Annotated in this window: 21 protein-coding genes; 15 read left to right on the forward strand and 6 right to left on the reverse strand. The window is 44.1% G+C overall.

Features of this window, described 5'->3' with window-relative positions; translation table 11 throughout:
* Nucleotides 1-2: 2 nt before the first annotated feature.
* Nucleotides 3-1,481 (reverse strand): polysaccharide biosynthesis/export family protein, encoded by a 1,479-nt coding sequence (locus QZ938_RS10625; RefSeq protein WP_293144908.1) that lies wholly within the window; start codon nucleotides 1,479-1,481, stop codon nucleotides 3-5.
* 312 nt (nucleotides 1,482-1,793) lie between these two features.
* Between QZ938_RS10625 and QZ938_RS10630 the strand changes: the two genes are divergently transcribed.
* The 11 genes from QZ938_RS10630 to QZ938_RS10680 all read left to right on the forward strand — a co-directional run bounded on the left by QZ938_RS10630 (nucleotide 1,794) and on the right by QZ938_RS10680 (nucleotide 15,189).
* The gene (locus QZ938_RS10630) at nucleotides 1,794-3,212 is read left to right on the forward strand and encodes an O-antigen ligase (RefSeq protein ID WP_293351360.1); all 1,419 of its coding nucleotides are present in this window, start codon (nucleotides 1,794-1,796) and stop codon (nucleotides 3,210-3,212) included.
* 119 nt (nucleotides 3,213-3,331) lie between these two features.
* Nucleotides 3,332-4,666, forward strand: a complete 1,335-nt coding sequence (locus QZ938_RS10635; protein ID WP_293351358.1) for a flippase — start codon at nucleotides 3,332-3,334, stop codon at nucleotides 4,664-4,666.
* The gene (locus QZ938_RS10640; RefSeq protein WP_293351356.1) at nucleotides 4,663-5,880 is read left to right on the forward strand and encodes a hypothetical protein; all 1,218 of its coding nucleotides are present in this window, start codon (nucleotides 4,663-4,665) and stop codon (nucleotides 5,878-5,880) included. The genes QZ938_RS10635 and QZ938_RS10640 overlap by 4 nt, the downstream gene beginning before the upstream one ends.
* A 38-nt stretch (nucleotides 5,881-5,918) precedes the next feature.
* On the forward strand, nucleotides 5,919-6,980 hold the full coding sequence (locus tag QZ938_RS10645) for a hypothetical protein (protein ID WP_293351354.1): 1,062 nt from the start codon (nucleotides 5,919-5,921) through the stop codon (nucleotides 6,978-6,980).
* An 18-nt stretch (nucleotides 6,981-6,998) separates the two neighbouring features.
* Nucleotides 6,999-7,925 (forward strand): glycosyltransferase family 2 protein, encoded by a 927-nt coding sequence (locus tag QZ938_RS10650; protein WP_293351352.1) that lies wholly within the window; start codon nucleotides 6,999-7,001, stop codon nucleotides 7,923-7,925.
* A gap of 150 nt (nucleotides 7,926-8,075) precedes the next feature.
* Nucleotides 8,076-9,326 carry a glycosyltransferase family 4 protein gene (locus QZ938_RS10655; RefSeq protein ID WP_293351350.1) on the forward strand — a complete coding sequence of 417 codons (1,251 nt, stop codon included), beginning with the start codon at nucleotides 8,076-8,078 and terminating at the stop codon, nucleotides 9,324-9,326.
* A gap of 315 nt (nucleotides 9,327-9,641) precedes the next feature.
* On the forward strand, nucleotides 9,642-10,523 hold the full coding sequence (locus tag QZ938_RS10660) for a glycosyltransferase family 2 protein (RefSeq protein WP_363318819.1): 882 nt from the start codon (nucleotides 9,642-9,644) through the stop codon (nucleotides 10,521-10,523).
* A gap of 1 nt (nucleotide 10,524) precedes the next feature.
* A complete protein-coding gene (locus QZ938_RS10665; protein ID WP_293351346.1) occupies nucleotides 10,525-11,691 on the forward strand; it encodes a glycosyltransferase family 4 protein in 1,167 nt (388 codons plus the stop codon).
* A 185-nt stretch (nucleotides 11,692-11,876) separates the two neighbouring features.
* A complete protein-coding gene (locus QZ938_RS10670; protein ID WP_293351344.1) occupies nucleotides 11,877-13,130 on the forward strand; it encodes a glycosyltransferase in 1,254 nt (417 codons plus the stop codon).
* 58 nt (nucleotides 13,131-13,188) lie between these two features.
* Entirely contained in the window at nucleotides 13,189-14,262 is a 1,074-nt protein-coding gene (locus QZ938_RS10675) for an NAD-dependent epimerase/dehydratase family protein (RefSeq protein ID WP_293144939.1), read from the forward strand.
* Nucleotides 14,263-14,382: 120 nt separating this feature from the next.
* The gene (locus QZ938_RS10680) at nucleotides 14,383-15,189 is read left to right on the forward strand and encodes a WecB/TagA/CpsF family glycosyltransferase (RefSeq protein ID WP_293144942.1); all 807 of its coding nucleotides are present in this window, start codon (nucleotides 14,383-14,385) and stop codon (nucleotides 15,187-15,189) included.
* A 200-nt stretch (nucleotides 15,190-15,389) separates the two neighbouring features.
* On the opposite strand, the gene QZ938_RS10685 is transcribed toward QZ938_RS10680, so the two are convergent.
* Nucleotides 15,390-15,665 (reverse strand): hypothetical protein, encoded by a 276-nt coding sequence (locus QZ938_RS10685; protein WP_293144945.1) that lies wholly within the window; start codon nucleotides 15,663-15,665, stop codon nucleotides 15,390-15,392.
* A gap of 141 nt (nucleotides 15,666-15,806) precedes the next feature.
* On the opposite strand from QZ938_RS10685, the gene QZ938_RS10690 reads away from it, so the two are divergent.
* Nucleotides 15,807-17,270, forward strand: coding sequence for an Ig-like domain-containing protein (locus QZ938_RS10690; protein ID WP_293144948.1), 1,464 nt, complete (start codon nucleotides 15,807-15,809; stop codon nucleotides 17,268-17,270).
* Between the two features lie 444 nt (nucleotides 17,271-17,714).
* Entirely contained in the window at nucleotides 17,715-18,854 is a 1,140-nt protein-coding gene (locus QZ938_RS10695; protein WP_293351342.1) for an RNA-guided endonuclease TnpB family protein, read from the forward strand.
* Nucleotides 18,855-19,090: 236 nt separating this feature from the next.
* Here QZ938_RS10695 and QZ938_RS10700 read toward each other — a convergent pair whose 3' ends face one another.
* The gene (locus QZ938_RS10700; protein ID WP_293144954.1) at nucleotides 19,091-20,029 is read right to left on the reverse strand and encodes a class I SAM-dependent methyltransferase; all 939 of its coding nucleotides are present in this window, start codon (nucleotides 20,027-20,029) and stop codon (nucleotides 19,091-19,093) included.
* Between the two features lie 394 nt (nucleotides 20,030-20,423).
* The gene (locus QZ938_RS10705) at nucleotides 20,424-21,392 is read right to left on the reverse strand and encodes a DUF362 domain-containing protein (protein ID WP_293351340.1); all 969 of its coding nucleotides are present in this window, start codon (nucleotides 21,390-21,392) and stop codon (nucleotides 20,424-20,426) included.
* A gap of 81 nt (nucleotides 21,393-21,473) precedes the next feature.
* Between QZ938_RS10705 and QZ938_RS10710 the strand changes: the two genes are divergently transcribed.
* On the forward strand, nucleotides 21,474-21,677 hold the full coding sequence (locus QZ938_RS10710) for a hypothetical protein (protein ID WP_293144960.1): 204 nt from the start codon (nucleotides 21,474-21,476) through the stop codon (nucleotides 21,675-21,677).
* On the opposite strand, the gene QZ938_RS10715 is transcribed toward QZ938_RS10710, so the two are convergent.
* The gene (locus tag QZ938_RS10715) at nucleotides 21,674-22,000 is read right to left on the reverse strand and encodes a hypothetical protein (RefSeq protein WP_293144963.1); all 327 of its coding nucleotides are present in this window, start codon (nucleotides 21,998-22,000) and stop codon (nucleotides 21,674-21,676) included. The two genes, QZ938_RS10710 and QZ938_RS10715, sit on opposite strands and share 4 nt — an antisense overlap.
* Nucleotides 22,001-22,038: 38 nt before the next feature.
* Here QZ938_RS10715 and QZ938_RS10720 point away from each other — a divergent pair, with 38 nt between their 5' ends.
* Nucleotides 22,039-22,254: a hypothetical protein gene (locus tag QZ938_RS10720; protein WP_293144966.1), complete on the forward strand. Its 216-nt coding sequence runs from the start codon at nucleotides 22,039-22,041 to the stop codon at nucleotides 22,252-22,254.
* 67 nt (nucleotides 22,255-22,321) lie between these two features.
* Here QZ938_RS10720 and QZ938_RS10725 read toward each other — a convergent pair whose 3' ends face one another.
* Nucleotides 22,322-23,746 carry an aspartate ammonia-lyase gene (locus tag QZ938_RS10725; RefSeq protein ID WP_293351336.1) on the reverse strand — a complete coding sequence of 475 codons (1,425 nt, stop codon included), beginning with the start codon at nucleotides 23,744-23,746 and terminating at the stop codon, nucleotides 22,322-22,324.
* Nucleotides 23,747-24,047 lie beyond the last annotated feature (301 nt).

A 24,047-nucleotide genomic window follows, 5' to 3' on the forward strand; every position in this document is an offset into this window, starting at 1 on the left:
TCTTACCTAAATAAACTTCGGAGAACGTTTATAAAATTTAACACTCCGGTAGCTGGTGCGACAGGCCCGACGATCGCATTCATGCGGTCTATGAAGTTGACGATACCGCTGCGGGATACGATAATCATGTCGTTGTTCCGAAGTTGAGGATTGACTTCTTCGTTAATGCCTTGAGTTAAATCGACTTCGATCGTCCGTTTAGTAGCAGTACCGTCCTGATTGAGGCGGACTAGCTCAATTTTATTCCTTCTAGCTCTCGTATTCTCGTAGCCAAAAAATCCTCTGGAAACTAAAGCTTGATTGAGGGTGGCATTAGGTGGCAGCCTCAACGGATCGAGAGATGTTCTGACTTCTCCTACTACATAAACGTTAATGCCGGAAGGAGCAAAGTTAGTGCTAGCCAGCACGCCAGCTTCTGCGGGGTTGACGATAGTTGCTTTGGGAACGATGATGGTGTCTCCCTGCTGGAGGATGGTATCTTGGGCGCCGTCGCCAGACTCTAGGAATTGCCACAGGTTGACTGGAATGATTTGTTCGCCTTTTCTGGTGACGCGGCGCACTTGAATTTGGCGGATGTCGGCTTCGGAGGTAATTCCGCCCGCAAGCTGGATGGCGCGAATGACGGTGGGAAATCCTTCTCGGCTGAGGTCGCTATTGGTGTTGCCGCCGATGACTACGTAAGCCCCCGGGCGGGTTACTTGGCCGACGATGGAGATCGATCGAGGTTTTTCCGGCGGCGGCGAGAAGTTGGCGATCGCAAATTGGCGCGCCTCTGCTTGGTTGAAGTTCGCGACGGTAGGGATCACAATCGTGTCTCTGTCTTGCAAAATGATATCTTGAGAAATGTCTCCTTCTTGCAAGAATTTCCACAGGTTAACGCTAAGCACTTGGTCGGGGCCGTCGGGTTGGGGACGGCGGACGCGGATGTTGCGGATGTCGGCGACGCCAGTGACACCTTCTGCGAGTCTGAGGGCTTGGGTGACGGTTGGGTACTGGACGCTGGGCGCGACCCCCGGGCCTGGAGTGAGGGTAATCGTGAAGTTTCCGGGTCTGGTGACTTCTCCGATGACGCCGACGTTGAGGGGGCGGGCGGCGATGAGGCTGACTGTAACTATCGGATCTTTGAGGATGCGGCGGTAGGCGTTGCGGATGATGGTGGTGGCTTCGACTAAGGTACGGCCGCGGATCGAGATCAGACCGATCAGCGGGAGGTTAACAGAACCGTCTGAGAGGACTTCGTAGCCACGGGTGAGCTCTGGTACTTCGAGTATTTCTACTTGGATGCGATCGCCACCACCGAGTTTGTAGCTTTGGGGCGATCTTCTAACGCCGACAGGTGTTGTGACTGCGCCAGGACGCAATGGTAGTTGCGCTGTTGCACCAATCGGGAACCCGAGGGAAATACTCGCGCAGGCGATCGTCCACAACGTCAAACCCAAGACTGGCGGGTTTACTTGTTTGGAAAAATCAGTGTTAACCACAGACTACTTATTTTATTTGAGGATCATTCACCAGTTTAATCGCCGATCGTTGAAAAGCAATGTCGATCGCAGATACAAAGAAAAAAATCATCAAATTTTCTTCCCCTCCCCCTCCCGGCAATTATCTAGAAGGCAGAATAAAAAAACCTCGGCATTCCCCAACCCCTCTCCTCATACCCAACCAACCAACACTTTAGAGCAGCAGCAGCTTATATAGAAAGATCGCCAGCGACAAATGCCTCGGTTTATTGTTATTTTGGTGGAATTAGCCCGCTGCTAAATTGATATTTTTCTCAGAGAGGGTAGATATTTATGGCGAGAATGATTAAGGAACTCATGCTCAGCAATAATTTGTTGCTGATGATATTGGCTGTCAGTGGCTTGGCGATCACTCTGTTGATATTTCAGATTGCCAGCAAAAAACAAATTGGTATTACTTTAGAAAAGTGGTTTGCCGTTCTGTACATTTTCATGTCTACTCATGTTAATGTACCTCCTTTTAATTATATGCACTTTATCAATATCACTGACCCTGAGGGTGGAGTAATTAAGCAGCTTCCTTATATATTTTATCCCTGGATGGTTTTTATTTTATGTGGAAGATTTATTAACTTTTGTAAACACCAACTTGTCGAAGGATTGTTATTTGTAGTGCTGAGAAATCCGGGTTTTTCGCTATATTGTTGGCTACCAATAACATCGACACTGTGGTCGCTAGTTCCTGATATTACGCTGAAAGCGGGGATAGCATTTACAGGTTTTACGGTTGTGAGTTTTTATATAGGTGCGCGATATGAGTGGCACGAACTATCAGCCCTAGTGCGATGGGGTTATACCTCGGTGGGTATAGTTAGTTTTTTGCGCTACCCGAATGTGACACGGGAATTGTCAGGAATTACCAGTCACAAAAATTCTCTGGGCAGCATGATGGTAGTAAGTACAGCACTTTGGTACCTGCACTATTCCCAAGGTGCGAAAACTCAGAAAGAACGCTGGATAGCTCTGGCATTCATGTTTTTTTCCTTTTATTTGGTTAGAACTACTAGCTCTGGGGGTTCTCTAGTTAATAGTTTGATGCTCATAGTTGTAGTATCATCCTTAAGCTTTTTGAGCAAGTTAAAGTTTCAATGGGCCTTTACTTGTATTGTCGGCTTTACGATCTTCGGTATCATAGGTAGCATTTATATAATGGACAATTTGGAATCCATTGTTGTCGGAGGTTTAGGAAAAGATTTGACTTTGACAGGACGCACGGAGTTCTGGCCGCAATTAATCGCGGCAGCCAACCAGCGTCCTTGGTTTGGTTATGGATTTGAGGGATTTTTTCAACAAGCATTAATAGGCAAGGAGACCCCAGCTTATTATATATATACTACGAGTGGATTTCAACCTAAAACTGCTCATAATGGCTCCATAGCAGTCTTACTCTCTTTCGGCTATCCAGGACTGGCCCTAATCATAATTTCTGTGTTTACAAATCTGATTTTTGCCGTCCGCCAACTGAGCCGCAGCCCGCTATCTCAAGCGGGAATACCGATTATTTACTTAGTTTTTATTGTTTTGAACAACCTAACTGAAGGTTCTCTATGTGATATTGGGGATGTCTGGCTTGCCTACGTGTTAATAACAGTTAGACTCAGTATCGATAGTGGCAAATCTCCATCCAGCAACCGGCGTATTTCCGGAGGCGATTTGGTGGCGCCATCTTCATCCAGATTGAATCATGATTAACTTGCAGAAGTTAAAAATTGCTCGAACTATGATATACTATATTAATGAGCCTGGTTTTTGATTAATCCCCCAACGCTCGAAAAGTATATTTATTTCTGACAAGGACTGAAAACTTTCTGATGTTAGATAAGCTAAATGCGGTCAGTCAAAAGCTCGGCCCCGGCCTCCGCCAGGTACTCGGCAACCTGGCTTGGCTGTTGACTGACCAAATTTTGCAGATGAGTCTGGGTCTGCTGGTGGGAGTGTGGGTAGCACGATATCTGGGCCCGGAACAATTTGGCTTAATCAATTATGCGATCGCCTTTGTTTCCCTGTTTTCCTCGGTGGCAACAATGGGATTGGGTACTCTGGTAGTGCGAGACATTGCTCGCAATCCAGACTGCAAAGAAGAGACTCTAGGGACTGCTTTTGCCATACAATTAGCAGGCGGAATCATCACTTTACTGCTCACTGTCACAGTGATTTCAATACAGAATCCCAATGACAGCTTAACTCGTTGGCTGGTAGGGATTATCGCCGCCGGCACGATTTTTCAGTCCTTTGAAACAATAAATTTTTGGTTTCAATCTCAAGTTCAATCTAAGTATACAGTTCTCGCTAAAAATTGCGTATCATTACTGGTTGCAGGACTCAGAATCGGATTAATTCAACTCAAAGCACCACTGATTGCTTTTGCTTGGATCAGGTTGGGAGAGGTAGCATTAGCCGGATTGGCGATCGCAATTGTCTATCAAAACAAGGGAAATGATTTAAAGCTGTGGCGAGTCAGTTGGCAGCGAGGTAAAGAACTGCTTCACGAAAGTTGGCCGCTGGTGCTTTCAGGCTTGGCGGTTTTTATTTATTCCAAAATCGATCAAATCATGCTCGGTTCTATAAATAAAACTGAGTTAGGATATTATGCAGTTGCAGTCAAACTATCAGAAATATGTGATTTTTTGCCTGTGATCATCGCTTCTTCTATTTTCCCGAAACTCGCACAGTTAAGAGAAAAAAATTATGGCGAATACTTAAAAAACTTTCAGATTTACTCAGATGCCATGTTATTTTTGTGGTTGGGAGTGGCATTACCAATCTCTCTGCTAGCTCCTTTCATAGTCCAAACTCTCTACGGCCCTCAATATACAGACTCAGCCAGGGTATTGTCAATCTACGTTTGGGCTCAATTTGGCAGTAACTTCGGCATCGCTAGAAATACCTATTTTGCCTTAGAAGGTCAACTGCGATACGGTCTTTACTTGACATTTATTGGCTCATTTTTTAATATAGTATTGAACTCTCTACTAATTCCTAAATATGGAGCTTTTGGAGCAACTGCGGCAACTTTAATTACTTATTTCTATGTAATTATTTTAGTCAACTTTTTGATTAAAGAACTGAGACCTTTTGGTAATTTAATTCTGAATTCGCTGAATTTATACAAGGCTGCATCCAGGCTGATAGGATTGATCAAATGATTGAAATTAAACCCAAGCTCCAACACCGATCGCACTGTCCCTCTTCTGGGCAAATACTCAAACCTGTCAAAGTATTGTGGCAAGGTTCCCGCATCTGTGTTGTGTCTGAGTCTCCAGGAGGTGGCGAAATCATTGACGAGTTGAGAATTGGTCACGCGGCTAAAACTGCTTACAGCATTAACTTAGCTGAAGGAACAACTTTTAGCGATGACAAATATGCGGAAGAATTTTTAGCAAAACCCTTGCTGAAATCTCTCCAAAATCCTCAAAACGAACACCTAGAAATTACTCAAGAAATCTTCAAATCTTGCGATCGGGTGATCGTATTAAACTGCATTGATTATCTGTACGGACACAGCCTTTTAAAGTTGCTCAACGCACAGAGGCATTTAGAATCTCACCCAGAATTTGGTTTGATTGTCATTGTCCAAAAATTTATGAGGTGGATGGTTCCCGAAGGAGTTGCTGAAGTCTGGACAGTACCTATATCGCTGAAAAATGGTCAGTCTCACTATCCCAGTTTTGACGCTTTTGTCAGCAAACAGTTAGAACGTTTCCAGGAAGTTTACATCAGTGAAGCCTATTCTCACCCCAGTCAATTTGATATTAGTAAATTTACGGGGGTTGCCAAACACGATTTTGATAAGGAAGAATACAAAATTACTTTTGTTTGGCGGGAAGATAGGCTGTGGTGCCGGCATTTGCTTGTCAAAATTTTCCGAAAAATTAACTTGCTACAAATTCCTTTAAGTATTCAAAATTGGAAAGTGCAGAGGTTGTTTGCGAAAATGCGAAAGTTGCTACCGGAAGCTAAGTTTGCAGTTGTAGGTTTAGGCAAAAACACTAGCTTTCCAGAGTGGGTAGAAGATTTCAGAGTGGATAAGTTCGATGAAAAAACTGAGAGGGAAATGTGTCAGGTTTATTCAGAGAGTCGCTTGGTGATTGGGATTCACGGTTCCAATATGTTGCTGCCTTCGGGACACGCTGGTATGACGATCGATATGATCGATGAAAGGTGGGGCAACTTTGCTCAAGATATTTTATATCAAGAAACAGACCCCAGACTGTCTTCGTTTCGCTATCGATATCTGCCGCTGGCGACTAGCTTAAAAAACTTAGCGCATATTGGTTCTGAAATGATTATCAAGCGCTTGGATTTCTATTTTCACATGACGGGCGATTCCCTTAGGGATAGCTTCGCTTCACGGCTTTAATTTACTCCAAACTTTAAAGATAACAGGAGATAGACACGATGAATGACAGCGGTTCTGTTTATATAGTTACTGGAATGTGCTGCGATGAAGAAGGCCAGGAAAGTAAATATCCCCAAGGATCGGATGCTAAATCTTCTTCGGAAAAATTTCAATCAGTTTACTGGCGGTGTGCGGTGGTATATTTTGCTTCCAGCGTTAGAAATAACCCGGAAGCTCAGCATATCTTATTTACGAATGCCGATCGCATTCCAAATATTGAAAGCTTTAACACCGTTGAGTTTTTCGACAAAATTGGAGTTAAAGTTGTCCAGATTCCATTTACCTATCAGCCACCAATGGAATACTACCCTGCCTTCAGAAGTACCTTTTTTAAGTTTGACATTATTCAATATTTGAAAAATCATTCAGAGTTAAACGATCGCTGTATAGCTTTAGACTCTGACTGCGTGTGGGTAAACTCCGCCGATCGCATAATTGCCGATATTGAAAAACAAGGTTTGGCTACCTACGATTTGTACGAGCCTGAAGACAAAAAAATCAGCGGTTTAACCAGGCGAGAAATGCAGAAAATTTATGAGGAATTAGGCTATAAAGTAGATGAGCCTCCCAAGTATTTTGGTGCAGAATTTATCGTAGGAAGTGGCAAACACATTAAAATATTGTCCGACGAAGTAGACTCGATCTGGGAGACTTGCTTGCAAAGATTTGCCGAAGGAAAGACAAAATTAAATACAGAAGAGCAGATGCTCACCTACATTTACAACAAGCTGGGATATGCTCGCAGCAGCGGCAATGCTTATTTTAATCGAGTGTGGACATCGCCGATCATTCATACGGCAACTGAGGCTGATTTAAAAATGGATATATGGCATTTGCCAGCCGAAAAAGGATACGGAATTAAGCGAATTTTTGCACAAGTTTCTAATCCCCAATCAGATTTTTGGAATTTGCCTTTAGGAGAGCAGTTTACTAAATATGTTGCGGGTTATGTTGGCATACCACAACGCAATATTTCTAAGACTGTCTTGGATGTTTTTGACAATAGAATTTCTGGTATCAAAAGGAGATTGTCGAAAGTCAAAAGTGTTGTCAGCAATTAGCATATTGGAGTTGGGTAAATGTTCGATCGACCGTTAAAAACCCCCGTCGCATTTATTATTTTTAAACGCCCCGAAGAAACTCAGAGAGTATTCGCAGAAATTCGCAAAGTCAAACCGTCAAAATTGTTAGTAGTTGCTGACGGGCCGCGGCCGGACAAGCCGGGAGAAGACGCGCAATGCGCTGCTGCTCGCGCAATTATTGAGCAGGTAGATTGGGAATGCGAAGTTTTGCGGAACTATGCTGAGACTAATTTGGGCTGTCGCCAGCGAGTTTCTAGCGGGTTAGATTGGGTGTTTGATACGGTGGAAGAGGCGATTATTATTGAGGATGATTGTTTGCCTGATAGTAGCTTTTTCTACTTTGCCGAAGAGTTGTTGGAACGCTACCGATACGACGAAAGAATTATGTCGATATCTGGTCAAAATGTGCAGTTTGGCAAGCAGCGAACTGATTTTAGCTACTACTTTTCTCGCTACACTCATTGCTGGAGTTGGGCGAGTTGGAGGCGAGCTTGGCGACACTACGATCTAGATATGAAGCTGTGGCCGTCGGTTCGAGATGGCAATTTTTTGATGGATGTATTGGGAGATGCTCATGCTGCCAAAATCTGGACTAAAACTTGTCAGTTGTGTTACGACAAAGCTATTGATACATGGGATTTTCAGTGGACATTTGCGAGTTTTATTCAAAATGGTTTGAATATTTTGTCTAATGTCAATTTGGCTGCAAATATCGGACACGGAACGGGGGGGACTCACACGGATGATGTCAACAGTCCCTACAACAATATGTCTGTGGAACCGATCGCCTTTCCTCTAAAACATCCTCCGTTTGTGATTCGCGATGCCCAAGCGGATCGCTTTACTCAAGAGAGTTTATATGATTACGATCCGAAATTGGTTAAGAAAGTCCAGCGCAAAATTAAAGGATTATTGAAAATGTAAGTAAAAATGCTGTTTTTGAGAGATATTACTTTTTGAATGAGTCGGAGATTTGGGTCTTTGGTTTGGGATTTTTAAGGATTTAACCACAGAGGGCGCAGAGGGCGCAGAGAAAGAGAAGAGGAGAAGGGATTTGATAATGAGGATGTTTGGATGAAAGTTTTGCTGGTGAGTAATTACGATACTAAAGGTGGTGCTGCGAGGGCGACTTATCGGCTGCACAAGGGCTTGCAAAGTATCGGGGTGAATTCCGAAATTTTGGCTGGTTATAAGTTTAGTGATGATGAAACTGTGCGGTTGATGCCGACAAGGTTAGGAGAAAAGTTTAAGAGTCTCCGAGGAAAATTAAATAGATTGCCGTTAAAAGTTTATCCCAAACTAGGTCAGGTAATTTTTTCGCCGCAATGGGTTCCTGATTCTCTGGCATCGGAAGTTGCCAAAATTAACCCTGATGCGATCAATTTGCACTGGGTTTGTGAAGGTTATATGCAGATTGAAACTCTGGCTAAGTTTAATAAACCGGTGGTTTGGACGCTGCACGATATGTGGGCGTTTACGGGTGGATGTCACTACAGTGAAAATTGCGATCGCTATCTTAATGCTTGCGGTGCTTGTCCGCAACTGCACAGCACTAAGGATGCTGATATTTCTCGTTGGATTTGGCAGCGGAAAGCTGAGGCTTGGCAAAATTTGAATCTGACTTTGGTAACTCCGAGTCATTGGTTGGCTGAATGCGCGAAATCTAGTTCTTTGTTGAAAAATTATCCAGTTAAAGTCATTGCGAATGGCCTTGATGCTGAACTCTACAAGCCGCTGAACCGCCCGCAGGTGAGGGATAGTTTAAATTTGCCTCAAGATAAACAGTTGGTGTTGTTTGGGGCGATGCAGGGTACGGGCGATCGCTGGAAGGGGTTTCCGTTGCTGGTTCCGGCTTTGCAAAGCCTCAGTCAGTCGGGTTGGCAAGATAAGATTGAACTGTTGGTTTTTGGGTGTTCTGAGCCTGAAAGCCCGATCGATGTTGGTTTCAAAACTCATTATTTAGGCAGGTTGGATGATACTACTTTGTCAAAGGTTTATGCCGCGGCGGATGTGATGGTTGTACCTTCGCGCTATGAAGCTTTTGGACAGACGGCATCGGAAGCACTGGCTTGCGGTACGCCTGTGGTGGCTTTTGATGTGACGGGATTAAAGGATATTGTCGATCGCCACTACAATGGCTATTTAGCCCAACCCTATGATAGCGAGGATTTAGCGCGAGGGATTGCTTGGGTGCTAGAAGATTCTGAGCGGCACCAAAAGCTTTGTCGCCTAGCACGAGAGAAAGTTGAAGCCAAGTTTACTTTAGAAGTGCAAGCTCGCGAGTATCAAAATCTTTATCAAGAAGTTCTTCTTGCTCCCAAGTAAGTAAAACCAATTAAATTGACAACTTGTAGGGTATTTATAATGCCGATTTTTCGGTGTTTATTAGTATATTTTCGGACAGCAGACGTGTTGATTGTTACCATTACCCCGTCAGGCAATTAGAGTCTGGGCAAAGCTAGCCAATCAAAAAATAAACGATCGACTAAATATCTTGATACTTGTGACAGATTAAGTTATTAATTGAATAGGACTCGCCTGCGATCGGCATTGTCGATCGCCCGAGGACAGTTTTATACCAATTTTGCACAAACAGCCCAATATTTGATATAGATGGAGCAGATAAGTATAGCAGTCCTGATGACTTGCCATAACCGCAAGTTAAAGACTTTGGCCACTCTAGAGTCGCTGTTTAAGCAAAAATTAACAAAGGAAATTGCACTCAATGCTTATCTGGTAGATGATGGTAGCACTGATGGCACAGCAGAAGTAATACAGCAAACATACCCTCACGTCAAGATTTTTTCGGGAGATGGTAACTTATTTTGGAATGGAGGAATGCGGGTTGCTTTCAGCGAAGCTATGAAAGACGATCCAGACTACTATGTCTGGCTCAACGACGACACCGTGCTAGAACCAGAAGCTTTCAACGACTTGCTCGCCACCAGTAGCGAGCTAATTAAAAAAGGAGAAAAAAAGGCGATCGTTGCCGGCTCTACTCGCGATCCAGAAACCGGTGATTTTACATACGGCGGTATAGTCAAGATTACCCCATTACTTCCCTTTAAATTTCGCTTCCTTCAGCCAACAAAATTACCTCAACCTTGTGACAGCATGAATGGTAATTGTGTATTAATTCCCCGCAGCGTAGTTCAACTGGTTGGCAATCTCGATCCAGCTTTTATTCATTATCTATCAGATTGGGAATACGGCCTGCGCGCCCGACAAAAAGGCTGTACAGTTTGGATAGCTCCAGGCTATCAAGGAACCTGTTCTCTCAATCCGCAGTCAACCACAACAGCCGCTGCCAATATGAGTGAAGGCTTGGAAAAAATGAACCAACCCAAGGGTTTAGCTTTTAAAGATGCTACCCTTCAACCCTGGGAAGAATGGAAAGTTTTTGCTCGCCGTCACGGTGGTTTATTCTGGCCAGTGTATTGGTTGCTACCTTACAGAAGGTTAATTTGGTTTTCAGTTTTAAGCAAGCTGGGATTAACTAAAAACAAAACTGAAGGTGAATAGCATGGTTGATGGAGATGATTTGCGCGTCGCTTGGCTGGTTCCAGAAGTAGAATTGGGTGCATATTGGCAGCCTGTATTAAGAGAATTTACAAAAGTATATAAAAATACTGTGTTTTATACTGGTCGCGTTTGGTCGGGGTTCGATCCGACGCTACCGGGAGCATCAGCAATTAAGTTGGTAGGGGAGACTAAATTTGTCGAGACAGAAAAGATCGAAACAGGATACGATCGCGGTTTCATCGCAGTGTCGCCTAGCATCATCGGTCATTTGCTCAAATTTAGGCCGCAAGTAGTTTTTCCTCAAGCTTTTTCTTTGTGGACTGTCTTGGTAATTCTCCTCAAACCGTTTTGTCAATGGCGAGTTGCAATTATTTATGACGGGAGTTCCCCAAACACAGATTTTCGAGATTCGAGTTTTCGGACATTCGCCAGACGCATTTTAGCTAAGTTTGCCGATGCTTTTGTTTCTAACAGCCAAGCTGGAAAAAGATATTTGGTGGAAGTTCTCGATGCACCCGAAGAGCAAGTTTTTACGAGAACTTATTTAGTTCCCGATGCAGAAACGCTGCTGAAACCTTTGGCCACAACCAAGCCGCTAAATTTAGATGTCAAACACCCAGTTTTTTTATATGTGGGACGGATCACAGCTAGAAAAGGAATTAAGACGCTGTTAGAAGCTTGTGCCATTCTCAAAAAGCAAGGATATTCTGATTATACTTTACTAATTGTTGGCAAGGGCGACCAGCGAGAGGAGTTGGAAGCTTTTATTAAAGAGCAAGATTTCCCCGAGCAAGTAAACTGGGTGGGATGGGTTGACTACGGAAGTTTGGGAGCTTATTTTCAGCTTGCTGATATTTTTGTTTTTCCTACTTTTGAGGATGTCTGGGGTATGGTTGTACCGGAAGCAATGGTGTTTGGGAAACCGGTATTGTGTTCTAACGGTGCAGCTTCCTGTGAGTTAATTGCGTCTGGGAAAAATGGTTATATTTTTGACCCTAACAATGCCAAGGAGTTGGCAGAAAAAATGCAGATTTTTATAGATAGTCCCGATCTGATTGAATCGATGGGAGAGTGTTCGCGACAGCTAATTTCTCAAAAATCTCCTCAAACAGCAGCTAAAGCTTATGTCGAAGTTACATCTTTTTTGATGAAGTCAGTTGACGGTTGACAGTTGTTATTAGTTATTGGTTAGTGGTTATTTGTTATTTGTTATTTGTTACCAATAACTTCCCGATTCTATCTACAATGCCCGATGCCCGATGCCCTGTTTGCCCAATTCCCAATGCCCAATGCCCAATGCCCAATGCCCAATGCCCAATGCCCAATGCCCGATGCCCAATTACCCAATAACTAATGAAAGTTCTATTATCTGCCTTTGCTTGCGAACCAAATCTAGGCTCTGAAGAGGGAGTAGGATGGAATACGGTTATCCAATCTGCCAAACATCACGAAAGTTGGGTATTTACTCGGACGTTTTGTCGATCGTACATTGAAGCAGAACTAGAACGCAATCCAGTGCCTAACCTGCACTTTGTTTATTTCGATCCGTTTGGGTGGAGCGAAGACTGGAAGGGGAAACAGGGGTTGCTGCAACTTCACTACTATCTGTGGCAACTCTGGGCTTATTTTATCGCTCGAAAGCTCGATCGCGAAATCGGTTTTGACATAGTACACCACGTAACTTATGTTAAACATTGGTCGCCAAGTTTCCTCGCACTGTTACCACATCCTTTTATTTGGGGGCCTGTCGGGGGTGCAGAAGCAGCACCAAAGCCTTTTTGGCAAGATTTTAGCCGCCGGGGCAAAATTTATGAAACACTGCGAGCATTAGCTCAAAGCGTAGGAGAACGCGATCCGTTTGTGGGGCTGACAGCGCGCCGCAGTGCCGTCGCGCTCGCAACTACCGAAGAAACAGCAGCTCGACTGCGATTTCTCAAAGCAAAAAATGTGAAAATTTTCTCCCAAGTCGGTTTGTCCCAGCAGGAAATTGAGGAACTAGAAAAATTTCCAACCCCGCCCGATCGACCAATTAGATTTATTAGTGTCGGTCGTCTATTACACTGGAAAGGAGTACACTTGGGACTCCGTGCATTTGCGGAGGCGAAGGTGGAAGAATCGGAATACTGGATTGTGGGAGACGGCCCGGAAAGGCAGCGTTTAGAAGCTTTGGCAACAGAATTAGGATTGGCAAATAAAGTATTATTTTGGGGAGCTTTACCGCGTACTGAAACTCTTGCAAAAATGGGCGAGTCTCATGTTCTCCTCCATCCGAGTTTGCACGACTCGGGAGGTTTTGTTTGTACTGAAATGATGGGGGTTGGGCGTCCTACGATTTGTTTGGATTTAGGTGGGCCCGCGACTCAAGTGACTGCTGAAACTGGCATTAAAGTCAAGGCTACCGACCCAGAAAATGTGACGAAAGGTCTAGCAGAAGCTATAGTGTGTTTAGCGCACGATCGTGAATTGCGATATCGCTTGGGTCGAGCCGGTCAAAAGCGCGTCAGGGAAATATATGATTGGAATATAAAAGGTAAATTTTTTGCCGAATTGTGCGAAGAATTGTGCGCCGAATTGTGCGAAGATGTATTCCAAGGCAAATCAGGATAACTTCTGATTTGTGCGATCGCACAAAACACAGAAAACTATATTTTTTAGGCGGTGAAACGTGAGCGTTGCAATTATTACTGGAGCGGCGGGTTTAATTGGATCCGAGGCTTGTAAATTCTTTGCCAAACAAGGTTTCGACATCGTTGGCATCGACAACAATATGCGTCAGTTCTTTTTTGGTGCTGATGGTTCTACTAATTGGAACCGCCAACAACTCGAAAAATCACTGGGAACAAAGTATTACCATTTAGATGTGGACATTCGCGACTATGAAGCGATTACCAATATCTTTCAGCGGTATGGCGAGTCGATCGAGTTAGTAATTCACACAGCAGCCCAACCCAGCCATGATTGGGCTGCCCGCGCTCCTAAAATAGATTTTACCGTCAACGCTAACGGTACTCTCAATCTTTTAGAAGTAACTCGCTTGTACTGTCCCAAAGCCGTTTTCATTTTTACTTCTACCAACAAAGTATACGGCGATACGCCCAACAAATTACCTTTAATTGAATTAGAACACAGGTGGGAAATTGAACCAGGTCACACTTACGAAGGTGGGATTCGGGAAGATATGTCAATCGATCAGTGCCTGCACAGTTTGTTTGGTGCGTCTAAGGTATCCGCTGATATTTTAGTTCAAGAATACGGTCGTTATTTTAATATGAATACGGCTTGTTTTAGGGGTGGCTGTCTGACTGGGCCCAATCATTCGGGAGCTCAATTACACGGATTTCTCGCCTACTTGATGAAGTGCGCCGTGACAGGAACTCCCTACACCGTCTTTGGGTACAAAGGCAAGCAAGTCCGCGACAACATTCACAGTGCTGATTTAATTTCTGCTTTTTATGAATTTTATAAAGCTCCCAGAAGCGCCCAAGTTTATAATACAGGAGGAGGCAGATATAGCAATTGTTCCATGTTAGAAGCCATCCAGATGTGCGAGGCAATTGCGGAACGCAAATTTAATTGGACATATGCAGAAGGGAATCGGATTGGCGATCACATTTGGTGGATTAGCGACAACTCAAAATTTTCCAGTCACTATCCTGACTGGAAAATGAAATATAACGTCAAACAAATCCTACAGGAGATTTATGAATGTAACCGCGAGCGTTGGCTGAAACAGGGTTAGAAGGATTGAGCAGTAACAACAAGAATTTGCTGGCATTTTTGGTAAAGATTGAATACAACGTTAAACAAATCCTACAGGAGATTTATGACTGTAACGGCTGTTGGCTTACAGAGGTGTTCTATGATCGATCTCGGGAAAAAGAATGTACTAGGCATATTAGTAAATGCCCTGAATTATGAAGCGGCTGTCAGCAAAATTATTGCGGCAGCCAACGCCGGAAAACCACTTTCAGTTTCGGCTCTAGCGGTGCACGGGGTAATGACAGGGGTTCTTGACAGCACTCACCGCTATCGGCTCAATCACATTGACTTAGTATTGCCGGATGGACAACCGGTAAGGTGGGCGTTAAATTTGCTCTACAATACGGGATTGCCCGATCGAGTTTGCGGGCCGAATGCGATGTTAGAAATCTGCGAACGTGCGGCCGAAGAAGGATTATCTATCTATTTGTACGGTTCTCATGCTTCTGTACTGGAGGCTTTGTCTCGCAATCTCTGCCAACTTTATCCCAAGTTAATTATTGCTGGAACTCAGCCTTCTAAATTTAGGCACGTTTCGCCGGAAGAGAAAAAGGAAATTGCGCTGCAAATTCGCAACAGCGGTGCAGCCATTACTTTTGTAGGTTTGGGCTGTCCGCGACAAGAAGTCTGGGCTTACGAATACCGGGATGACATATCAATGCCGCTGATTGCTGTAGGTGCAGCCTACGATTTTCATGCGGGTAATTTGGCTAAATCTCCCGATTTTTTATCTAAAATAGGTTTGGAATGGCTGTTTAGGCTGATGAAGGAACCCCGACGCCTCTGGCAGCGGTATGTTTTGTTGAATCCGCTTTATATCTGGCTGTTTTTGCTGCAAGCTTTCAAATTAAAAGAGTTCGACCCCAAAGACGCTACGCCGCCTGTGGAAGAAGTATTGTATGGTTGAATTTTCTCTATTGTGTTGTAAATAGTCAGTTTTGACAAATAAAAAGCCACAAGCTGAAAGTAGAAATAATAAATAATTATTTTAACTGGCAACTTTAAACTTGTGACGATTTAAATCGAGAATTAATGGGTTGTTTTCTGGGATTTTTGTTTTGCTTGCTTCGTAACTTGCTATTTAGATTGCTGAGGAACTAGCAGCCATCATTGTTCGACCGTTTGGGGGACTTGAACTCGACAGCCAGCACAGTTGCAGCCTGAAGTTATGAGGGCGAGGTCTCCTATTTTGTCAGAGTTGATTTCTGGCAGCGAGGATTGGGTTTCGTCTTGATTTATGTCTGGACTGGCCGATATTTCGCCATTGCGCTCGATGCTGAAATTTGGGGCAATTGGGGCGCTAGCATTGGCGGGATTTACCGCGAAGAGCATTAAGCTTAAAGAACCGGAGCATCCCAGTACAGTCAGTAGGTTTTTGTTCACGATCGCTTTCGAGTAGAGGGGAAAAATATTAGTTTAACAGACTGATTTGAGGCATCGCATAAAATTTAACTTTTATTTGAGATTGCTTGTTTGTATTGAAACAAGTTTGGGAATAAGTCTAGTCTAAATTCAGGCTTTTGTATGTTTGTGGGAAAATTAAAAAGGTTCGAGCCGATCGACCGCACGGCTGTATCATTGATTGTATTGCTGAGTTTCGCGATCGGGTTTTTGCTGGCTGTGGGCGATCGATCTTTACCGAAAGTGCGCGCTTTTAGCTGGGAAAACAAACAAGTAGGGGCGAGAGATACGGCTTTTGTCCTGACTTTCAGTCGCCCGATGGATCGTGCAAGCGTTGAAGCAAACCTGCACGTCGAGCCTCCTTTGCCGGGAAAATTTAGTTGGTCGGGGCGGCGGTTGGTATATACTTTGATCGCGCCTCCTGAGTACGATCGCACTTATACAATTTCTTTGCAACAAGCGCGGGAAAAACTAGGTTCTGACAAACAAGGAAAGGCGATCGCACCGTTTGTCAGTCAATTTAGCACGCCCGATCGAGCTTTTGTTTACACTGGCACAGAAGCCTCAGAAAAAGGGCGGTTAATTCTTTACAATCTCACCCGCAAACAAAAAATCATCCTCACTCCTGAAAATTTAGTAGTTAAAGATTATAGAATTTACCCGGCGGGCGATCGCATTTTATTTTCTGCTAGCGAATGGTCAAAATATCAGCCTGGTTTGTACGAACAATCCTTGTATGCCGTCACTACAGGCAGAAGTTCCGATCCGGCTCAAAAACCTGGCAGCATTCAGCAGATTTTAGGCAATCAAGACTATGAAAATCTCAAATTCGATCTGTCTCCTGATGGCAAGGCGATCGCGATTCAGCGAGCAAAGAGGGGCAATGCAGAGGACATTGGTTTGTGGGTAGTGCGATCGCAAACTTCGGTAGTGCCGCAGCGGTTGTTAAGTCATCCCGCAGGAGAATTTGCGATCGCCCCAGACAGCGCAACCCTAGCAAACCCGCAAGCCGACGGCATCGCCATTTTATCCCTAACACCAAACGTCAAACCTTTAGAATTCATACCATCTTTTCGGAGAGTATTCAGCTTCACTCCCGACGGCAGAGAATCGGCAATGCTCAAGTACAATAGCGATTTTACGCAGTCAATCTTTTTAGTAACCAACCAGGGATTGCAAAAAGAATTAATCCGCACCGCCGGAGAATTCATCAACTGTCAGTTTGACCCCAGAAATCCTCAGCTTTACTGCTTGTTAACCAGGCGCAAGCCAGGGAAAGAGTTTTCCGAACAACTCACCCTCGAAGCCATTGATTTGAAGACATTTAAAGTAAAACCATTGTTAGTTTTGCCGGATCGGATCGAGACAAAAATGAGTTTGTCGCCCGATGGGTTAGAATTGCTGTTAGATCGGGTAGTTGTCAAGAAATCAGAACCAGTCGCAGGAGATTTGAGAACAGATGGCGGAAGTGCGATCGACTCTTCAACTCTCATACTTTTAAACTTAAAAAACGCATCGGCATCTAATAATTCTCCATCGCCCGAAGACTTGCCTTTAAAAGGATTCCGCCCTCGCTGGCTGCCCTAAACAAATCTAAACTCCTGATTTTTTCATTGCTTCGTTTCTCTTTTCAGTTAAGGGTTATCATTGCTTCGTTCCTCTTTTCGGACAAAGTTTCGACAATAAGGATTGCAAATTAAATAATTTACACAAGTTTGTGGGATGGGCGTCCCGCCCGTCCCACAAGAACCATCAAATTGTAAGTTATTTATTCTCATTCCTAAGTTAACCGTATTGCAGTATGTAGAGCTGGTGAGTCAGGGGAGCATCTCAGTTTTGGTTGAATAGTGCGACATCGCTGGCGATCGCTTTAGAGAAGCTTTGCTATAGGGGGGTAAGAACAGTTCACAAAAATGTACCTAAATCTTACTAAATTTGCCCATTAAGTGTGCACTTGATGCTTAAATGAGCAAGTAAACCCCTTCGGAAGCAGCCGAACTTAAAGAAATCGTTCACAAATTTTAATCAGCTATGTACGCCATCAAACGAGAACTAAAACTTAATCATAAAGAACGTACCTTGATGGCAAGACATTCTGGTTATGCTAGATTTTGCTATAACTACGCCCTATCTCTTTACCAAGGAGTTAAAGAACTCCAAGGCGCTAGTAGTAAAAAAGTGGCGGCAATTGAACGAGTTTTTACCAACCATGTCAAGAAATTACCCGAATATCAGTGGACTACCACTTTGTCTTCCAGAGTTTATAAAACCACATTCCGGCATTTCGGTGAAGCACTATCCCGAAGTTTTCAAGGATTAGGAAAATTCCCCAGGTTCAAAAGGAAAAAAGATGGCGACTCTTTTACGGTGGATACTGCTGACTGGAATCATGCAATTTTGCTCAAACCGCAAAAGTCAATTAAAATTCCCACCTTAGGAACTTTTAGACTGAAAGAAGCTATCCCGTTTCCTTGTATGGCGCAGACATTTACCGTCTCCAGAACCGCCGATAAATGGTATGTTTCCTTCGCTATCAAAGCCCAAAAGATTCCACCTTTGTTTCACCCCGTTGTTGAAACGGTAGGTATTGACTTGGGTGTGTCAACTTTTGCTACTCTTTCCGATGGCAATTATTACGAATCTCCCCGTCCGCTCACCAAAGCGAAAACCAAGCTGAGTAAAACACAGTGGAGAAATCGCAACAAGCAATTGGGCCAGAGAAAGTTGGGTCTAAAAGCATCCAATAACGCCCAGAAACATTATCGTAGAATCGCCAAAATTCATGGGAAGACTGCTAATCAACGTCGAGACTTCTTGCAGAAAACCACGACAGAAATTAGCAAAAAATATGCCCACATTCGCATCGAAGATTTGAACGTAAGTGGGATGATAGCCAACCATAAATTAGCGGCTGCTATCTCAGATTGCGGTTTCTTTGAATTTCGGCGCGAGCTGGAATATAAGTCGGCTATGTACGGTACGACAGTTGAATTGGTTGACCGTTGGTATCCGTCATCAAAAACTTGTTCAAATTGTGGCACTATTCAGTCAATGCCGCTGAAAGAACGAGTTTTTTATTGTCAAAATTGTAATGCAATTATTAATCGTGACTTAAATGCCGCGATTAACTTGGCTCATTATTCATTCTCTGGTAAGGCCAGTTCGGTCTGAAGTTAAGCCTGTGGATAAGAAGGAGCCGACTCCCTTGGTGGAAGCAGGAAGTGAACATCAAATCCGCTATGAGTAGATTTGAGTAGGTTTCATAGAACGGAAAGTAGCACTAAGGCAAAAAAGACGTAATTGCCCAAGTGAAATGCACCCGTCCGTCATGCGTAAGTCCTGTCTTAGGTAATCGGAAGCCTCGCTTTTGAAATTCTCAAAGCTTTATTTCCCTTCCTTCGCTCTTACTATGGCTTTTGTACAACAATTCTGACTGAATCGTATTTTTTGTTGTCGGGAGCCAGAAATGTTTTCAGTAGTAACTTCCAAGCTTGGAGTTTACTGTTTGCTTTGGGCTTTACCATCCCAGGAGATTGCCTTGAATCGAGCGCATTCAAAATTTTTCTTTCATCCTCGATCCAACCGTTAGTAAATAGGCGATAGTAGCCATTAAACTCGGTAGAAATTACCTCAAATCCCACCTGTTCGCAGATAGCGCGCAAACTTTCCGGTGTGAAGAAATAAAAATGCCTTGGCACATCTAGATGGAGCCATGCAATCCCTGATTCTTTTAGCGCCCTACACGAGTTATTTGGTACTTCCATCACCAATTTGCCGCCCTCCGGGAGCAACTCCATGGTATTGCGGAGTGCCAGTAAAGGATTTATGGTATGTTCCAGTACGTGGTTCATAATAATCATGTCGTATTTTCTCGACGTGATTTCCGGGGGCAAAGATTCAGCAGTGCCATAATATACATCAAGATTTCGTTCCTCGGCGAAACGCAAAGCTTGTCTATCTGGTTCTACTCCCCAGACTTTGTGACCATCCAATTTGAATTCTTCCAGCAGTTTGCCATTGGCGCAACCGATTTCTAATATCGAGTAAGAAGAAGTCCCGAACTGCTGTTTCCACCATTGAGTGGTGACATCTACTCCCTTATCGAAACGCCAAGCTAGATGCGTCCGCAATTTATCGAAGAAGGAAATAGAAGATGGTGCTTCTGAGTCGGTAAATTCTGCATGGTGAGTATAGTAATCGTCGATGTCGTAGAAGCTCTCAATTTGATCGAGTTCTGGTAGAGGATGGAGGCATCCAAGTTGTGATTTTTGACACCAGTACAATTGAAATGACTCTTTATTTGCAGGTCTTCGCCAATCACCCGGGATGAATAACCAGGGTTTCATACTCTGTCCCGATATAAGGGAAACTACAGTAGGACTTAAGGGCTTCTGAGTTTGCATTGGAGTTCTCCTTATTTTACAGACTTGATGTACTGATAACCACCGGAGTTGCAGTTTACATCATGAAATCAGTGATCGCAGTTGAAAATTGTGTGTTCTGATACACAGTAGATGATTACCCTAAAATTATGAGGATTCAGAAACAGATTTCTCCGGCATGGTTGTTAGCTTAGCATCTTATTGAAGATAACTCATTGAATTTCACTACTCAGGACAGGTTTTAGTCAGGAATCAGGCTGGGATAGGGTTTGGGCTTTCTGGACAGCTCAAATTTAAACGGTAGAATGAGGGTTTGGGCCACTGCCCAAAAATGTCGAAATTATCTTAACTTGCTTTGTCACTTGTTCGATAAAAACACACTTGTTCCCTTATTTTCTTTGATAAAGCGGATATAAAGGTGCTTGAACACTGACTTAATCACCCGAGGCATCCCAAAGTCGATCGGCATCATATTTTCTGGTAACTTCCAATCGACAACCTTGAGAGTTTCCGGGCGCAACAGTGGAAAATCGAGTTCCTCCAAATTCGAGCACAGTCCCAATCTCATCGCCGCAGCTACAGTCGGAACCATGGCTGGATCGACATTAATAATTTCTACTAAAGTTCGATCCAAAGCAAACACATCACTGGACGCGCCCAAAATTCCTAAAAACTTAGGTTCGCCGCCGCTGGGCCCGTTACCTTCGTGACCGATAATCCCATCCAAAATCGTCAAATTTGGGTTAATTGTCCGGGCCGTTTCTACCAGCATTTGACCGAATCTGGCGCTATCTTTGCCAGCTTCCATGTGCCACCAAGCCTTCATTTTCCCGGGGACGCAGCCGAACAAGTTTTTGACGCCCATGGTGACGGTTAATTGAACGTGAGATTTGAGTTTGGGCAGATTAATCACCACATCAGCTTCCATTGCTTCTTTGCAAAGTCGGAGATGGTTGAAATCTTGGCTGACTGTTTCGTAGCGTTTTCCTTTAAACTCTACTACTGGCAAATTTAGTTCTGCCAACAGTGGCAAATAACCGTTGGCTTTAGCGACACCCATGGCGCTACCAAAAGCGGGACTGTCTCCTAAAAACGGTTTGCCGCCCGCTTCGATGACCATTTTCGCCACGCAGTAAACCAATTCCGGACGGGTGACGCATTCTTTGGTAGGGCGAGCACCTGTGAGGAGGTTGGGTTTTAGTAAAACTCGATCGCCCGATTTGACAAAAGCCGAGATTCCGCCCAAGGGTGCGAGCAGGTTTTCTAAGGATTTTTGGAGTTTTTGGCGATCGTATGAATTGGCTCGAATTAAACTAACAGCAGACATAATAATTCAGTTGACAGTTGACAGTTGACAGTTGACAGTTGACAGTTGACAGTTGACAAAAGAAGGAAGAGGATTGGAGTAATGAATCGTGTTCTTTTAATTTCTCCCGATCGGGGTTCCGGCTTTAAACTAATTTTTTTTCGGAATCGGGAATTGGTAATGGGTAATTGGCGATCGAGAATTGGCAGGAGAAATGGATTATTAGTATTTTTTTACTTCGTGATTACCAATTACCAAGTACCAATTACCAATTATCCATTACCAATTACCAATTACCAAGTTTAAGTAGACATCGGCAATCTGCCAGAAGCAGCCCGCTGCATGGTACTAACTCGCAGGGAGTTAGAGAAAATTCCTTGACCTTGAAGTTCCGGGATAGCAGGTTTAACTTCCACTTTCACCAACCGGGCCGTGCAGATAAAAACCGTTTGATCGACTAGATGAAAAGTCAACCAAGGTTGATTTAACAAATTTAGCACTTCCTCTTGAAATTCTTGTGCAGGCATCGGAACAGTAAAGGTTTCCGTGTGACCTTCCACATAATGAAATGTCACTTGAGTGGTGTTCTCTTTATCTTGAGTTACTTTGCCAAAGGAACCTGCGCGCATAAATATTGCTCCCAAACTTTAGAGTTGAAAAGATTAAGATGGCGGTTGAAACCGCGTCTAAACAAACGAAGATGGCGGTTGAAACCGCGTTTAAACAAACGAAGACGGCGGTTGAAACCGCGTCTAAACAAACGAAGACGGCGGTTGAAACCGCGTCTAAACAAACGAAGACGGCGGTTGAAACCGCGTCTAAACAAACGAAGACGGCGGTTGAAACCGCGTCTAAACAAACGAAGTCCACCTCCGTGGACTGAAGAAAATAATATAATTTTAACCGCCGGTTTTCTTCTCCCAAGGGCATTGGCTTATACCTGCGATCGCCTAAACATTAGCAGAAGATACTGGCATCGCGCTCATTTTCTCCAAATCCAGAACTGTTGCCAAGTCTTCTGCACTCATTAAACCGCGTTCCAGCACAATTTGCCGCAAAGATTTGCCGGTTTCGAGAGATTCTTTGGCGACGGCGGCGGCGTTGAGATAGCCGATGTGAGTATTGAGGGCGGTAACGAGGGCGAGACTGCCTTCTGCGTAGGCGAGACATCGATCGCCCTTGGCTTCAATTTTGTCGAGGCATTTGGTTGTCAGGGCGCTGATGGTGTTGCCCAAAATTTCGATGCTGTGAATCAGATTGTAGGCGATCAGGGGCATCATCACGTTCAATTCTAATTGTCCTGCTTGGGCTGCTAGGGCGATCGCGCTATCGTAACCCATAACTTGAAAACAAACCATCGATGTCATTTCTGCCATCACCGGATTGTATTTCCCAGGCATAATGGACGAACCAGGTTGGACGGGAGGCAGTTGAATTTCCTTGAAACCCGTTTTTGGCCCCGAGTCCATCAAACGCAAGTCGTGGGACATTTTAACGCAATCCTGAGCTAGATTTCGGATGGCGCCGGAGACATTGACAAACGGCGCCATACTCTGCATTGCTGCCATTAAATGTGGTGCTGGTTTCAGAGGTTTTTGGATTAACTCCGAAAGAATTTGAGCGACTTTTTCGCAGTATTCTGGGTGAGTGTTTAAGCCAGTTCCCGCGGCACTTCCGCCCAATCCCAAGGATGTTAAATCTCCGGAAGCAGTGGCAATTCTGGCACTGTGCTCTCTAAGAATCTGTGCCCAAGCGCGGAAGGTTTCGCCGAGTCGCACCGGGACGGCATCTTGCAGGTGAGTGCGGCCGGATTTGACGATATTGTGGAATTCTAAGGCTTTTTTGTCCAGGGATGCGATCGCCCCAGACAAAGCTGGAAACAAAGTTTTTTCCAAAGCCAACAATCCGCCAATCCGAATTGCAGTTGGAATCACATCATTGGTTGATTGACCGTAGTTTACGTGATCGTTGGGACTAACGCGCTTGTAGTTACCTTTTTCATCGCCCATAATTTCCAAAGCGCGATTGGAAAGAACTTCATTGACGTTCATGTGGTGAGAAGTTCCGGCGCCTGCTTGGTAGACATCAACGACAAATTGATCGCGTAAATTTCCCGCTAAAACTTCATCAGCCGCTTTAATCAGTGCTGCGCTGATATCTTCAGGAATGCAGCCGAGTTTACCGTTAGCTATGGCGGCAGCTTTTTTAATTAAAACGCAAGCATCGACGTAAGTTGATAAAGGCTTAATACCGCTAATTGGAAAATTTTCAACGGCGCGCAGAGTTTGGATGCCGTAGTAAACAGTAGATGGGATTTGTTTGTCTCCCATCGAGTCGCTTTCGGTGCGGTAGGTGATGGTTGGCTGTTGAGTCATGTCGTCTGGTTTGCGATAATTAGGAAGTGTACAATTTTTTGGGTAACACCGCGCTGCGGGTGTTTTTACTGTACCGCACCCGCTGGCGACTGTGCAGTAATCTGTAATTTGCGATCGCCTAGAATTATCTCACATCAAGCGTGTTTCATCTAAAATCTCAAATCGGAAAATGGAAAATCGACAGTCTCGATCGCCTAAAATTATCTCACATCTCGGGGTTCCCTCTGCAATCAAGTTGGCGTTCAACAGTTGACAGTTGACAGTTGACAGTTGACAGTTTGAGAACGACCTCTACCCAGAA

This window comes from Microcoleus sp. CAWBG27 (assembly GCF_020883145.1).
Lineage (GTDB): Bacteria > Cyanobacteriota > Cyanobacteriia > Cyanobacteriales > Microcoleaceae > Microcoleus.

Coding starts and splice junctions, on each gene's coding strand:
- QZ938_RS10630 (WP_293351360.1), top strand. CDS start 1,794: ATGGCGAGAATGATTAAGGAACTCATGCTCAGCAATAATTTGTTGCTG.
- QZ938_RS10635 (WP_293351358.1), top strand. CDS start 3,332: ATGTTAGATAAGCTAAATGCGGTCAGTCAAAAGCTCGGCCCCGGCCTC.
- QZ938_RS10640 (WP_293351356.1), top strand. CDS start 4,663: ATGATTGAAATTAAACCCAAGCTCCAACACCGATCGCACTGTCCCTCT.
- QZ938_RS10645 (WP_293351354.1), top strand. CDS start 5,919: ATGAATGACAGCGGTTCTGTTTATATAGTTACTGGAATGTGCTGCGAT.
- QZ938_RS10650 (WP_293351352.1), top strand. CDS start 6,999: ATGTTCGATCGACCGTTAAAAACCCCCGTCGCATTTATTATTTTTAAA.
- QZ938_RS10655 (WP_293351350.1), top strand. CDS start 8,076: ATGAAAGTTTTGCTGGTGAGTAATTACGATACTAAAGGTGGTGCTGCG.
- QZ938_RS10660 (WP_363318819.1), top strand. CDS start 9,642: ATGACTTGCCATAACCGCAAGTTAAAGACTTTGGCCACTCTAGAGTCG.
- QZ938_RS10665 (WP_293351346.1), top strand. CDS start 10,525: ATGGTTGATGGAGATGATTTGCGCGTCGCTTGGCTGGTTCCAGAAGTA.
- QZ938_RS10670 (WP_293351344.1), top strand. CDS start 11,877: ATGAAAGTTCTATTATCTGCCTTTGCTTGCGAACCAAATCTAGGCTCT.
- QZ938_RS10680 (WP_293144942.1), top strand. CDS start 14,383: ATGATCGATCTCGGGAAAAAGAATGTACTAGGCATATTAGTAAATGCC.
- QZ938_RS10690 (WP_293144948.1), top strand. CDS start 15,807: ATGTTTGTGGGAAAATTAAAAAGGTTCGAGCCGATCGACCGCACGGCT.
- QZ938_RS10695 (WP_293351342.1), top strand. CDS start 17,715: ATGTACGCCATCAAACGAGAACTAAAACTTAATCATAAAGAACGTACC.
- QZ938_RS10700 (WP_293144954.1), bottom strand. CDS start 20,029: ATGAAACCCTGGTTATTCATCCCGGGTGATTGGCGAAGACCTGCAAAT.
- QZ938_RS10705 (WP_293351340.1), bottom strand. CDS start 21,392: ATGTCTGCTGTTAGTTTAATTCGAGCCAATTCATACGATCGCCAAAAA.
- QZ938_RS10710 (WP_293144960.1), top strand. CDS start 21,474: ATGAATCGTGTTCTTTTAATTTCTCCCGATCGGGGTTCCGGCTTTAAA.
- QZ938_RS10715 (WP_293144963.1), bottom strand. CDS start 22,000: ATGCGCGCAGGTTCCTTTGGCAAAGTAACTCAAGATAAAGAGAACACC.
- QZ938_RS10720 (WP_293144966.1), top strand. CDS start 22,039: ATGGCGGTTGAAACCGCGTCTAAACAAACGAAGATGGCGGTTGAAACC.
- QZ938_RS10725 (WP_293351336.1), bottom strand. CDS start 23,746: ATGACTCAACAGCCAACCATCACCTACCGCACCGAAAGCGACTCGATG.